Source organism: Streptomyces sp. NPDC025793 (assembly GCF_055558375.1).
Genome location: NZ_JBVHMR010000004.1, coordinates 456,821 through 470,401, shown reverse-complemented (window position 1 = coordinate 470,401; position 13,581 = coordinate 456,821). Strand labels below are relative to the sequence as shown.

8 protein-coding genes are annotated in these 13,581 nt (G+C 69.8%); 5 read left to right on the top strand and 3 right to left on the bottom strand.

What is annotated here, in order from left to right; all coding sequences use genetic code 11:
- The first annotated feature begins 101 nt into the window (after nucleotides 1–101).
- Nucleotides 102–2,261, top strand: a complete 2,160-nt coding sequence (locus tag ACZ4MF_RS12235; protein WP_467491926.1) for an ATP-binding cassette domain-containing protein — start codon at nucleotides 102–104, stop codon at nucleotides 2,259–2,261.
- Between the two features lie 181 nt (nucleotides 2,262–2,442).
- Here the strand turns inward: ACZ4MF_RS12235 and ACZ4MF_RS12230 are convergent, their stop codons facing one another.
- Nucleotides 2,443–6,579, bottom strand: a complete 4,137-nt coding sequence (locus ACZ4MF_RS12230; protein WP_467491925.1) for a beta-galactosidase — start codon at nucleotides 6,577–6,579, stop codon at nucleotides 2,443–2,445.
- Nucleotides 6,580–6,866: 287 nt separating this feature from the next.
- Here ACZ4MF_RS12230 and ACZ4MF_RS12225 point away from each other — a divergent pair, with 287 nt between their 5' ends.
- The 4 genes from ACZ4MF_RS12225 (at nucleotide 6,867) to ACZ4MF_RS12210 (ending at nucleotide 11,875) form a co-directional block, all read left to right on the top strand.
- Nucleotides 6,867–9,482 (top strand): LamG-like jellyroll fold domain-containing protein, encoded by a 2,616-nt coding sequence (locus ACZ4MF_RS12225; protein WP_467491924.1) that lies wholly within the window; start codon nucleotides 6,867–6,869, stop codon nucleotides 9,480–9,482.
- A 233-nt stretch (nucleotides 9,483–9,715) separates the two neighbouring features.
- Complete coding sequence (locus tag ACZ4MF_RS12220) at nucleotides 9,716–10,690, top strand: magnesium transporter CorA family protein (RefSeq protein ID WP_467491923.1); 975 nt, start codon at nucleotides 9,716–9,718, stop codon at nucleotides 10,688–10,690.
- Nucleotides 10,691–10,804: 114 nt separating this feature from the next.
- Nucleotides 10,805–11,245 carry a hypothetical protein gene (locus tag ACZ4MF_RS12215; RefSeq protein ID WP_467491922.1) on the top strand — a complete coding sequence of 147 codons (441 nt, stop codon included), beginning with the start codon at nucleotides 10,805–10,807 and terminating at the stop codon, nucleotides 11,243–11,245.
- Between the two features lie 12 nt (nucleotides 11,246–11,257).
- A complete protein-coding gene (locus ACZ4MF_RS12210) occupies nucleotides 11,258–11,875 on the top strand; it encodes a hypothetical protein (protein WP_467491921.1) in 618 nt (205 codons plus the stop codon).
- Between the two features lie 126 nt (nucleotides 11,876–12,001).
- Here the strand turns inward: ACZ4MF_RS12210 and ACZ4MF_RS12205 are convergent, their stop codons facing one another.
- On the bottom strand, nucleotides 12,002–12,952 hold the full coding sequence (locus ACZ4MF_RS12205; protein ID WP_467491920.1) for a hypothetical protein: 951 nt from the start codon (nucleotides 12,950–12,952) through the stop codon (nucleotides 12,002–12,004).
- On the bottom strand, nucleotides 12,949–13,362 hold the full coding sequence (locus tag ACZ4MF_RS12200) for a hypothetical protein (protein WP_467491919.1): 414 nt from the start codon (nucleotides 13,360–13,362) through the stop codon (nucleotides 12,949–12,951). The genes ACZ4MF_RS12205 and ACZ4MF_RS12200 overlap by 4 nt, the downstream gene beginning before the upstream one ends.
- Nucleotides 13,363–13,581 lie beyond the last annotated feature (219 nt).

Genomic DNA, 13,581 nt, shown 5'->3' with positions numbered 1-13,581 from the left:
GGCCTGTGAGTTGAAGGGTTACTCTGTCGGCCACAGGCGCCGGGGGCGGTCCCGCGTCCCGGTGGCGCGGTTCGACTGACGCGCGCCATGTATGCCTCTCTATGCTGCTGAACAGGACTGGCGCTCAGGGAATGACAGATAAGACGTCGTCGAACGCCGAGCGGGTCCTCAGAATAGGCCGCGCACCCGACAATGACCTCGTCGTACCGGACCCCATGGTCTCCAAGTACCATGCGGTGCTGCGGCAGACGGGCGAGGGCGAGCCTGAAATCGCGGATCTCGACAGTTCCAACGGCACGTATGTCAACGGTCATCAGGTTGCCCGGCACGTGCTCGGCCCGAGTGACACCGTGGTGATCGGCCATTCCAGACTTCATCTGACTGACGGTCGGCTGGTCTGCCCCGACGGAGGCACAAGTTCTTTCACCGCCCGGGACCTGACAGTCCGGGTGCGTCAGCGTGGTGAGGCGAAGACCCTGCTCAGTCAGGTCAGCCTCGACCTTCCTGAGAAGTCCCTGGTGGGCATCGTGGGGCCCTCCGGCTGCGGTAAGTCCACCCTCCTGCGGGCACTGACGGGCTACCAGCCCGCCGACGAGGGCGAGGTGCTCTACGACGGCCTCAACCTCTACACGCACTTCGCGGAACTCCGCCAGCGCGTGGCTCTTGTCCCGCAGGACGATGTCCTCCACCCGCAGCTCACCGTGCGCAAAGCACTGAGCTACGGAGCCAAGCTGCGTTTCCCGCGCGACACCGATGCAGCGGCCCGGAAAGAGCGCGTGAAGGAGGTACTTGAGGAACTGGGGCTCTCGGACCGCATGGACACTCGGATCACCGCGCTCTCCGGCGGGCAGCGCAAACGTGTCTCGGTCGCTATGGAACTGCTCACCAAACCCGCTCTGCTGCTGCTCGACGAACCGACTTCCGGCCTCGACCCGGGGCTGGACCGGCAGGTCATGCACATGTTGCGCGGTCTCGCCGACGGTGGCCGCCGCGTCGCAGTGGTCACGCACAGCGTCGCCAACCTCCATCTGTGCGATCGCCTGTTGGTCCTCGCACCGGGCGGCCGTACCGCGTATTTCGGCCCGTCGCACTACGCGTTGGACTTCTTCGGCTACGACGACTGGGCGGATGTCTTCCAGGCCTTCGACCTTCATCCCGATCGGGACTGGGCGGCCCGCTACCGCGAATCGATCCACCACCACACCTACACCGCGGTGATGGAGGAGTTGGCGGCCCGGAGTACCGACGCACCGGACGACGGAGCGCAGAGCGAGAACCCTGATGCGGGGGATCCGGAGCAACAGAAGAATCTGAAGAAGCCGCGGAAACGACCGAAGGCGGGGAGCGGGCCACGGGAGTCCTCCGGTACCCCATCGGTTCGTCCGCCGAGCTGGCGCTCCCAGTTCACCACGCTGATGCGCCGCAACTTCTCGGTCATCGCAGCGGACCGGGGCCATGCGGGTCTGCTGCTCGCCCTGCCCCTGATCATGGGGGTGCTCAGCGTGACAGTGCCGGCTCAGTACGGCTTCATGGCCGCCACACAGACCTGCGTGAAGGCGGTGTCCTGTGTTCCGAACTACAACGTCGACGCCCAGCCCGTCCTGCTGGTGCTGGCGGTCGGCGCATGTCTGACCGGTACCGCGAACTCGGTGCGCGAGTTGGTCCAGGAGCGCGTGGTCTACCAGCGGGAGCGTGCCATAGGGCTGTCCCGGTCCGCCTATGTCCTGGCAAAGGTGATGGTCTTGGGGCTGATCACCGCGGTACAGGGACTGATGGTGGTCGCGATCGGACTGGCCGGCCGTCGACTGCCGACGGTGGGACTGGTGACCACACCGTCCGAGATCGAGCTGGTGCTGGCGGTGGTACTGCTCTCCACCACCTCGATGATGCTCGGCCTGATCATCTCCGCCCTCGTGCGCACCGCCGAGAAGACCATGCCCCTGCTGGTGCTCGCCACAGTCGTCCAGGTGATGTTCAGCGGCGCGGTCTTCCCGCTGTTCAACCAGATGGGCCTGAATCAGCTCTCCTGGCTCGCCCCGTCCCGCTGGGCGGTCGCCGCACAGGCGGCCACCATCGATCTGAGCCGGATCGGTCCACCCACGGACGAGAAACACCCTCACTCCGTTGATCCGTTGTGGGTCCACACCGCCCACCAATGGTGGCTGGATTCGGGAGTGCTGGAAGGCTTGGGGCTGGTCGGCATCGTCGTGGTGCTGGTGCTCCTCCGACGCCATGAGCCGCTGGTCATGCGCCGAGGCTGACCGGCCGGCCCCGCGGAGAAGCTCGGTGATGAAGTCGTCCGGGCCGGTGGTCGCACCGACAACGGCCGGCACGGGTGGGCCGTCCGCGCCGCGGGCCGACAGTCGGGTGTGGCGGTGGCAGAGGGCCGCGGCTCGGTGGTGCGCCGGTTGTCCGGCGCCCGGCGCACCACTCGTCCCGAGGTCATGCGCAGGTCAGCACCGGGTTCGCCCAGTCGCCGTGGTCGTTGCCGTTGCCGTCGCCGCCGTCCCCGACGGACAGGTCGAGGACCTGCCCGCCGGTGACGGGGACGTCGAGGGTGAGGGGCGCCGACTTGCCGTTGAGGACAGGGGTGGTGGTGAGCACCTTGCCGTCGAGGAGGACGGAGAAGGTGACGGTGCCGGGGTCACCGTTGTCGACGCCCACGGTCGCGGTGAACCTGCTGCACTGCCCGGCGAGGCGGACCATGACGTCGCTGGGCGAGTTGGTGCCCAGGCCCTTGGCGTAGACGGTGCCGCCGAGTGTGAGCGGTGTGCCGTCGTTCGCCGCGGTGCCGCCGACGCTCTGGTCACGTTCGACCGGGCCCCAGCCGTTGCTGGCCGACAGGAACGGCAGGTCGCTGACCTGGTCGGTCCCGGCGGGCGGCGGGGGTGGGACGGTGGCGACGATCCGTTCGTCGGCGGCGGTGGCGGGCCGGTGGCGCTGGACGAACGTGGCGGTGGCTTTCAGCGCGTTGGTCTTCGCCATGCCGGTGGGGGTGGTGACGTCCCAGCTGAAGGTCACCGAGGCGCCGGGCGGGATCCGTCGAGCCGCGGTGGGCGTGGGCTTGGGGGAGACCGTCCAGCCGTCGGGCGCGGCGAATCGTGCCGTCACGCCGGAGGCCGTGGGTGCGCCTGCGGGCACTCGGAAGGTCGCGGTGGCGGTGAAGTGCTGTGCGGCGCCGGCCGACCCGGGCGCGTTCAGGGTGAGGCGCGCGCCCGGCGCGGCAGGCATGGCGTACCGCGTGCGGTCGTAGCGCGGGCTGTCGTTCTGCGGGACCCTCAGCGAGGACGCGTAGGTTCCGTAGTCGGTCAGCGCGACCTTGCCGAGGCCGCCGGTGGAGCCGTCCAGGTTCCATACGGCGATGGCGATCCGGTTGCTCCCGTTGGGGTTCAGGATGCCGTCGGGCACGGGGAAGCTGTGCTGCGGGCCGAGGTAGTTGACGTAGTTGCCCATGTCCCAGCCGTTGACGTAGATCTCGGCGCGGTACTTGCGCGACGGGTCGTCGGTGATGGTCAGGCCGAGTGAGGTGTCCTGTCCCCTGGGCAGGTCGAGCGCGGCGTCGGTGGTGTACCAGGAGACGCCCGGGGTGGTGTCGGTGGCGGGGAGGCTGGCCGGGGTCCAGTCGCCGGTGGGGTAGCCGGGCAGCATCCAGCCGGCCCGTTCACCGTACAGGCCGCCGGTGGCCAGTGGGCCGCGTACGGTGTCGACGGGGGTTTCGCCGCCACGGACGCCCTGCAGCCGCCAGGTGACCGTGTTCAGCGGGTTACCGTCGAGGAGGGCGCCGGTCAGGCCGCGGGCGGCCTTGTTGCCGTTGGACTCGTTGTAGTCCTCCTCGTGCCCCATGTTGACCGTCAGCACGGATATCACGTTGTCGCCGCCGGTCCTGACCGCTCCGGCCGGGAAGCCGTAGGTCTTCTGGCCATCGGTGGTGGAGCTGCCGAGGAAGGTGCCGTTGAGCCAGACCGAGGAGGCTGCGGCCCGGCCGCCGCTCTGCGTGGCCAGGGTGATGCCGGTCTCCTTGCCGGTGCCGGTGAACCTGCCGCGGTACCAGGTGCTGCCGGTGTGGAAGCCGTAGTCGTCGGCGAACAGCACGGGGAGGCTGCCTGGTTGTGTGGTGCTGTGGGTGGTGGTCCTGTCGGCCACCTGCCAGGTGGAGTCGTCGAAGCCGCGCTGTGCCTCGGGGGACTCCTGCATGTGCTTCCAGCCGGTCAGGGCCGGCAGGGTGACGGGGGCGGCGGTGGGTACGGTGCCGGTGAGGCTGCCGTCCGCCGAGGCCGTTGTGCGCACCGATGTGCCGTTCCAGGTCAGGGAGTCGGCGTCGGCGAACACCTCGATCGAACCGTCCGTGCCGGTGTCGCCGGTCAGACGCAGGGACCTACCGCTGGATTCGGCTCCGCGCAGCAGGTGGGTGCCGCGGACCAGCACCGGTCCGGCCGCGGTGTCCTGCCGCCAGAAGGTCTTGGCGGTCGCGGTGTCGGCGAGCAGCAGGAGCAGCGGGTGGGAGCCTGCGGTGACGGTGACCCGGGTCAGGCCGGTGTGCCGGTAGTTCAGGCGCAGGTCGCCGGTGGCCGGGTCCCAGGTGGACGTGACGGTGCCGCCTGTGGAGGTCACCGTCGGCTGGGACGCGTAGTGCAGGACCGTCTCGCCGTCCGAGCCGTGGTCGCCGTAGAGCACCGCGACATCCCGTCCGGCGATCGTGGCGTCGGTCATGATCTGCGAGGTGGAGTACTGGAGGTGGTTGCCGCCCAGGTCGTAGTCCGCGACGATGACCGAGGACTCGCGGCCGTCCAGGGTGAGGGCGGTGCCGGGCTGCTGCGGGACGGTGTAGACGGGCGCCGTCGCGGCGGAGCCGGTGGTCACGTCGACGGCGTCGACCGTCACGAAACTGCCGGAGGCGGCGGCGTCCTTGGCGCCGGTCACCACGATCTTCAGGGTGTGCGGTCCCTTGGCGAGGCCGCTCGCCCGGTACGCGACGTACTGGTTCTGCTTGGACGCGCCGTAGGTGTCGACCGTCTTGACCTTGGTGCCGTCGAGGTAGACGTCGGCGATGCCGTGGTTCGTGTCGAGGTTGCTGATCCACTTCACGCCGGTGCCGGTGAAGGGCACGGACACGGTGTCGCCGGCGGTGTTCGAGAACGACTCGGTGTGCTGGTAGTCGCCGCCGGTGTAGTTCTGCTCCGCGCCGACGTGCGACCAGCCGCCGGTGTACGTGAGGGCCGGGTCCGGGTCGTCGTAGGTGTATCCGGGGCGGGCGCCGAGGTCGATCGTCACATGGGCGCTGTCGCTGCTGGTGGCGGTGGAGTCGGCGTGCCGCAGGACATGGAACTGCGTGCCGGTGTCGGGGTTGGCGCGCGCGGTGTCGACGATCTTCGGGTTGTCGGTGGGTGTGGCGGGCAGCGCGTCGGTCTTGGTCAGGGGCGTGACGGCATGGGTGAAGTAGCCGATCAGCTTGTCCTGGTCGTACTTGGGGTCGAGTTGGCGGGTCTCGCGGATGGCGGCGCCGTAGTCGTAGGAGGTGTAGTTCTCCGGCATGCCCAGCCAGCCCCAGTTGGTGCCGCCGTAGGTCATGTAGAAGCTCTGCGAGGTCGCGCCGACCGCGATGTTCTGCTTGTAGAACACGTCGGCGAACCGGTCGTCGACGAGCTGGGCGCACTTGTCGTAGCCGGGGCCGCCCCACGGGTCGAAGGCGCCGCCCTGGAACTCGGCGGTTGCCAGCGGCTTTCCGGCCACATGGTCGTAGCTGATGTCGGGGACACCGTTCCACTTGGCGGGATCGGAGCAGTTGAAGCCCTGCGGATAGGAGTCGGCGCCGTCCACGTCCAGGGCGGCGTCACCGGAGTCGAAGGTGCCGTTGTTGTTGCCGACCAGCGGCACGGTGATGCCGTCGGCCTTCGCCTTGTCCTCCAGGTGCTTCATGTAGGTACGGCCGGCCGCCGAGCCGTGGTAGTACTCGTTCTCCACCTGGTACTCGATGACCGACCCGGTGCCGTCGGTGAGCTGGTGGCGTTTGATGACGCGGTCGATCTGCGTCTGCCACTCGTCGCTGTACTTCAGGTATTCAGGGTCGGAGGTGCGGGTGTTGCCGGCCGTGGTGGAGAGCCAGCCGGGGAAGCCGCCCCCGTCGACCTCGGCGTTGATGTACGGGCCCGGCCGGGCGATGACATAGATGCCCAGGTCGTTGGCCATGTCGAGGAGCTTGTCCACGTCGCGGACGCCGGTGAAGTCGTAGACGCCGGGTGCCGCGGAGTGGTAGCCCCAGTCGAAGTAGAGCGACACGGCGTTGAAGCCCGCCGCCTTCATCTTCTGCAGGGTGTCGAGCCAGAGGGCCTGGCTGGGCAGCCGGAAGTAGTGGAACTCTCCCGACCACAGGTACGTCCACTTCCCGTCGATCATGAACGAGTAGCCGTCGTACGTCACCGAGTGTCCCGCGGGCGAGGCCGCGGCCGGCGCGGCGGTGGACGCCGGGACGGCGCCCGCCGCGGGCTGCGCTCCGACGCCCGCTGCGCACACCAGGGCGATGGTCGCGGCGACCGTCAGGTGACGTCTGACTGCCCGGCGACCCGGGCCATGAGCCTTCATCTGGTCCTCCAGCAAGCTGATCGCCCCCCGAATACCAACCACTTGCACCAGAACTCGTGGCTTCAGAGGTTTGAATTATGTGCGAATCTGTTGGTGTGAGGAGTGTTGCGGGTCGGCGAGGGCGGCGCAAGACCTCGAACACCGTTGTCTTGTGAGGGCCGTGGGGTCCGCGGGGGCCGAAAAGCATTGCCGTACAAGGGGTGTTGACGGGGCTCGTCGGCGCCCTAAGATCCCTCTGCTCGAAGTGTCGACCACCGTACGGAATATCGAACGAAGGAATGAGCCGCATGCCTTCAGAAGCCGGAGTGCCCCGCCGAACCGTCCTCACCGTCCTGGGCGCCGCCTCCCTCGCGGGGACGTTCGCCGCAGCTCCCGCCAGGGCCGCCGAACTGACCGGCACGACCGCGAGCGCCACCGCCGCGGACCTCCCCGCCGCGGCCGCCCACTGGACCTTCGACGAGGGTTCCGGCACCACTGCCGCCGACTCCTCCGGCACCGGTCGCACCGCGACGCTCCAGGGCGCGGCGGGCTGGGGCACCGGCAAGGCCGGCGCGCACAGCCTGAGCCTCACGGCAGGCGGCAACGCCACGGCGTCCGGGCCGGCCCTCGACACCTCCCGGGCGTTCACGGTGGGCGCATGGGTCAACCTCGCCCAACTCGGCGGCTACCAGACCGCCGTCAGCATCGACGGCAAGGTCGTCAGCTCCTTCTACCTGGGGCTGCGCGACGACACCGGCACCTTCGCCTTCGCCCGGCTGGGCGCGGACGCCACCCAGAACGCCGCGGTGGCCGCCGCCGCCTCGGCGCCCACCACCGGCACCTGGACCCACCTGGCCGGCGTCAGCGACCCGACCGCCGGCGTCATCCGCCTCTACGTCAACGGCGTGCTGGAGGGGGAGACCGCCTACAGCACGGGCTGGGCCGGCAGCGGCGACACCGCCGTCGGCCGCGCCCTCTACGGCGGTGGGCACGTCGACCAGTGGCACGGGCTGATCGACGACGTGTGGATGTTCCCGACCGCCCTCACCCCCGAGCAGGTCGCGGCGCTGGCCGGGGTGCCGGTGGAGACCACGACGCCGTTGCTGAGCGTGGACGTCGGCAACCCCGCGCACGCCGTGTCCCCCGTCCTGCCGGGTTTGATGTTCGAGGACATCAACCACTCCGGCGAGGGCGGCATCTACGCCGAACTGGTGCAGAACCGCTCGATGATGGCCAGCGACACCACGCCCGTCCACTGGTCCGCCGTCGGCGAGGCGACCCTCGCACTCGACACCGACACCCCGCTCAACGCCGCGCTCGACCGTTCCCTCAAGGTCGAGCTGCCGAGCAGCACGGGGGCGGGAAGCCGGGCCGGTGTCGCCAACGACGGCTTCTGGGGCATACCGGTGCGGCCCGAAACCGTCTACACCGCCCGGCTGTTCGCCAAGGCGTCACGACGTGTCGGCCCGCTCAGGGTGGCCATCGAGTCGGCGGACGGCAAGACGGTGTACGCGTCCGCCCATGTGCCCCGCGTCGGCACCGCCTTTCCCGGCCGCCCGTTCGAGCTGACCCTGCGGACCGGTTCGCGCACCCCCGTGACCGGGGACGCGAGGCTGACCGTCACCACGGCCGACCCCGCCGCCGCGGGCGAGACCCTGTGGCTCCAGCACGTGTCCCTCTTCCCGCCCACCTACAACGACCGGCCCAACGGCCTGCGTATCGACCTGATGGACAAACTGGTCGCGCTGAAGCCGAAGTTCCTGCGCTTCCCGGGCGGAAACTTCGTCGAGGGCAACACCATTGCGACACGGTTCAACTGGAAGAACACCATCGGCCCGGTCTGGGAGCGCCCGGGCCACATGGACGACGCCTGGGGCTACTGGTCCACGGACGGCCTCGGACTCCTCGAATACCTGGAATGGGTCGAGGACATGCACGCCCAGCCGGTCCTCGCCGTCTACGCCGGCTACTCGCTCAAGGGCGAACACGTCACCGGTGACGCGCTGGGGCCGTTCGTCCAGGACGCACTCGACGAGATCGAGTACGTCACCGGACCCGTCACCAGCACCTGGGGCGCGCGACGAGCCGCCGACGGACATCCGGAGCCGTTCCCGCTGGAGTTCGTGGAGATCGGAAACGAGGACTGGTTCGACTCCTCGGGGTCGTACGACGAGCGGTTCGCGGCCTTCCACGACGCGATCAAGGCGAAGTACCCGCATCTGAAGCTGATCGCCACGACGCCCGTGACGAGCCGCACGCCGGACCTCATCGACGAGCACTACTACCTCGCGCCGTCCGCCGCCCAGGCCGCCACCCACAAGTACGACAACCGGGACCGCTCTTCCACCAAGGTGTTCGTCGGGGAGTGGGCCGCGCAGGAGGGCCGCCCCACACCCGACCTCAACGCGGCGCTCGGCGACGCGGCCTGGCTGGCGGGACTGATCCGCAACTCGGACCAGGTCCTCATGGAGTGCTACGCGCCGCTCTTCTCACACGTCAGGAACAACGTCTGGGCCACCAACCTGATCGCCTACGACAACCTCACCAGCTACGTGTCGCCCAGCTACTGGGCACAGCACATGCTGACGAGCAGGCTCGGCACCACGGTGCTGCCCGCCACCGCACGTGCGCTGCCCGGCCTCGCCACCGTGGCCACCCGCTCCGGGAACCGCCTCCACCTCGCGGTCGTCAACTGCGGGCCGCAGAGGGTGAGCGTGCCGGTCGAACTCAAGGGGCTGGCCAGAGGGGTCAAGAGGCGTGCCACCGCGACGGTCCTGACCGGCACCTCGCGCACCGCCACCAACACGCTGACGGAACCGGACACATTGGTGCCCAGGACGAGCACCGTCACGGGCGCGGCAGCGTCCTTCACCAGTACCGTGCCCGCGCTCTCGGTCACCGTACTGGAACTCGACCTGACCTGACCGCTCACTGCCCGGCGCCGGCACGGCCCGCACACCGCGCGGTCGCCAGGCGCCGGGCGGTCGCCCGAGCAGGCACCACCCGGTGACGGGCCGGCCGTGGCCGGGCCGGTCCAGGAGCATGCCGCCCGCGGCAGGGGCGTGCAGCAGGAGGGTCCGGCAAGATGCTCGCCCTCGACTGCGAGATCCGCCACACTCACGGGGCTTCTTACCGAGGCGGTTTATGGTGCGTCGCCATGACTCGTACACGCCTCTACCGCAACGGCTCCCTGATCCTGGAGGACTTTCCGACCGCTGACATATCGGAATACGTGAACGATCCGGACGTGGCGGTCTGGCTCGACCTGTGCGATCCGTGCTCCGCCGACTTCGCGATGATCAGCGAGGAGTTCGGTCTGCACGAGCTGGCGGTGGAGGACGCGCGACACGAGCATCAGCGGCCGAAGCTGGACCGCTACCGCACCCATGCCTTCCTCAGCGCCTACGCCATCAGCGCGGATGAGACCGGAGGGCGGCTGACCGCAAGTGAGCTGTCGGTATTCATCACGCCCACAGCGTTGATCACCATCCGCCCCGACCACCGGTTCGACATCGAGAAGGTCGTCGAACGCTGGGACAACAACGGCGATCTCGCCAAGTACGGAGTGGGATTCCTGCTGCACGGACTCCTCGACCACATCGTCGACGGACATTTCGCCGCCGTGCAGGACCTCGACGACCGTATCGAAGCGGTGGAGGACCTGCTTTTCGACGAGGGACGCGAGCAGATGGACTCCGTCCAGCGGGATTCCTACGCACTGCGCAAGAACCTCACCAAGCTGCGCCGCGTGGTGCTGCCGATGAGGGAGGTCGTCAACAGCCTTCTCCGGCGTGACCTGCACATCGTCGCCGAGCCTTTGCTTCCCTATTACCAGGACGTGTACGACCACGTCCTCAGGGCCACCGAGTGGACCGAGTCACTGCGGGACATGATCACGTCCATCATGGAGACCAATCTGACCGTTCAGGGCAATCGCATGAACCTGATCATGAAGAAGGTCACCAGCTGGGCGTCGATAGTGGCCGTGCCCACCGCGGTCACCGGCTTCTACGGACAGAACGTTCCGTATCCCGGAGTCAACACCCACGTCGGCTTCCTCACGTCCACCGGTGTCATGGTCGGGGCATCCGTGCTGCTCTACTGGGTCTTCAAACGTAAAGACTGGATATGACCCACTGCGACGGCTTGGCTCGTTCCCTCCCATTTCACGTGCCAGATCGCTTGGATGATCTCTACGGTTGTTCCCGTCGGCACACGACGAGCGGCCGGAGCATGGGGGAGAACGGTGGAAGCCGAGTTGATGGCTCTGGCGGCCATGGGCGCCAGCAGCCTCACGACACCGGCGGTGCAGGATCTGTGGGGCTGGGGGAAGAAGAAGTTCGCCACGCTCCTCGGCCGAGGCGGCTCCGGCGGACAAGCGGCCGCCGAAGAGGAACTCGAGCGTCTGCGGCAGGAGTTGCTCGACGCGCGCCGCACCGGTGACGAGGACGCGGTGGCCATCGCTGAAGAGGCCTGGACGCAGCGCTTCCAGAGCCTGCTCGCCGAGCACCCCGAGGCCGCCGACCGGATGCGGGCGGTCGTCGGAGAGGTGGTGGAGCGCAGCCCCGCCCCGGTGGCGTTCGCCGACATCCTCCACTACGTCAACAACACCGCCACACTCCAGGCGATGAACGCCTACTGGGCGCGGTGCAGCACGGCGCACCACATGACGGCGCTGTTCCTTTGAGGCCTGCCGGGAGTGGACAAGCGCACCACGGCCCGCCACTGGCTCCAGTCCCACCGCGACACGCCACCGGAAGAGGTTCTCCAGGCCGGTCTGGCACCGGACGAACGGGGCCGGCCCGCCGATCTGGCCGCGATTCTGGAGCGCCGGCTGGAGCAGCTGGGTGTCCCTCGCGAGGAGCGCCCCGCCGGGTTGGAGCAGAAGGCGTCAGAGGTGCGCGGGCAGCTTCGCCGCCGGCGGATCGTCGTTCTGCTGGAGAACGTCACCAGACTCGCCCAAGTCCGCCCGCTGCTCCCGGACTCGCCCCACACCGTCGTTCTGATGACCGGTCAGCAGGTGCCGGCCGGACTTGCGTCGTTGCTGGACTTCGAACCGGTCGAGGTCGCGCCACTGCACGACGAGCACGCCCTCGAACTGCTCGTGAAGGTCAGCCGCAGTGCCGAGCGCTGGAGCGCGGCGGGGAAACGTTGCACGCGGACGCCCGGCGCCGGGCCGCCGTCGTACGCCGTCGTGGTGACCAGCATGGCGGGCAGGTGGGGAAGGCGACGTTCGTGGACCGGTGAGACCGATGGAACGGGTATCGGTCGAGTCGCGGCGGGGCGGGAGGGCTCCGGCAAGCGCAGCCAGGAGTAGAAGAGCCGCCGCAACAGGGCCGCTGACCTGCCGGGTTCCGACGTCACGCGGTGCCTCAGGGCGATCAGTTCCGGGTCGCTGCGCTGGGCCTGCGCGGCGCGCGCGAGCTGGGCCGGAAGCGGTGATTCACGGTTCCGGCCGAGGCGTCGGTGTCTCGGTGCGTGCCGGTGGTGAGGCGGGGGTGCGCAGGCGGGCGGTGATGGCGTGGCCGATCGGCGTGGTGTCCGACGTGGCGGGGAGGCGGAGGCGCTCGGCGAGGTCGCCGAGGTGGAGGTCGCAGGCGGTTTCGATCAGGTCGGCCAGGACGTCCGCGGCGGCGTGGGCGCGCACCGTGGCGGTGGCGAGGACGGCGGTGCCGATCAGCCCGGCGGGCCACCAGACGGCGGTGAGGGCGAGATGGAGCAGGCCCCAGGCGGCGAGGCGGGCGGTGGCGGCGTAGGTGTCGCGGGCGGTGGCGATGTCGGTGCGCAACTGGTCCGGGAGAACGGTCCACAGGCGGGGCCAGGCCAGGGCGAGGTCGTCCAGGCCGTTGAACCGGGCGATGCGGGTGGTGGTGCGCGCGAAGCGGTCTCCGGTCCGGGTGGGGCGCTCCGGGCGGGCGGGGCCGAGGCGGGCGCGGCGGCGCTGACAGGCGCGTACCCGGGCGGCGCGGGCCGCGTCGTCCCGGCCGCCGGTGTCCCGGGCGGCTTGCAGGATCGCGGTCCTCAGCCGCCGCTGCGCCGTGTCCCATCGCTGTCGGCGCCGGGCGAGCAGCCAGGCGGCGGCGGGCCGGTCGCCGGGCAGCGCCCACAGGCGCTCGACGAGGCCGCCGAGGGCACCGGCGAGCAGTCCGGCGCCGGCGCCGGCCAGCAGGATCGCGCAGGCGGCGAGCGCGACGGTGCCCGGGGCGTGGGCGGCGGGGCGGGCGGCGAGTTGTTGGAGCCACGCGCTCAAGTGGTCCGTGGCGAAGGCGTGCGCCTGGCCCAGGTGCACGCCCGCGGCGAGCAGCCCGATCCACAGCAGGCCGGGCAGGAGCAGGGCGTTGACCCACCGGTCGGCGAGTCTGGTGCCGATGCCGGCCAGGAAGGCGCCCGTCATCGCGGGCGGGGGCGGTAGGGCCGCATGCGCGCGTCCTCGCCGTGGGCGGCGCAGATCGGCGCAGACGGGGTCTCCTCCGGAAGGACGACGCGGCTGCACCTGTCCAGCGGGCATGTCCATCCCGCAGGTTCACCGTCTTGCGGTGTGCGTGGCGCCGTTCCCAGTCCCGGCGGCAGGGATGGCAGGCGGCGGGTGAGTCCGGGCAGGCCCTGCCGGGCGCATGCGTCCTCGATCGCGTCGATCAGCGCGGACACGCGACGATCGTCGGGGGCGCCCCGGTCGGCGAGCAGCGTCAGCAACTCGGCGAGCTGTGCCTGGGCTCCGCCGTCGCGGATCGTCGTCGCCAACTCCGGCCAGCGGCTGAGCTGATCGCACAGCATCCCCACCCGGTCGCCCACCGCTTCGTCCATGCCTGCCCCCCTCCGCTCGCTCCGGACGGGCGGCACGAGCCCCGGCACAGGCCCCGCGCCGGCCGGTGAAGCCGCTCCTCCCGAAGCAGCACGAGCATAGGCCGCGTCAGCCGGTGCGGTGGGTAGCATCGACCAAACGCACACCGCTCGTGCCACGTCGTCAACACACCGTCCGGGCCGGTGTGTTGATCGGCGTCCAGGATGAGCCGTCCTCGGGGG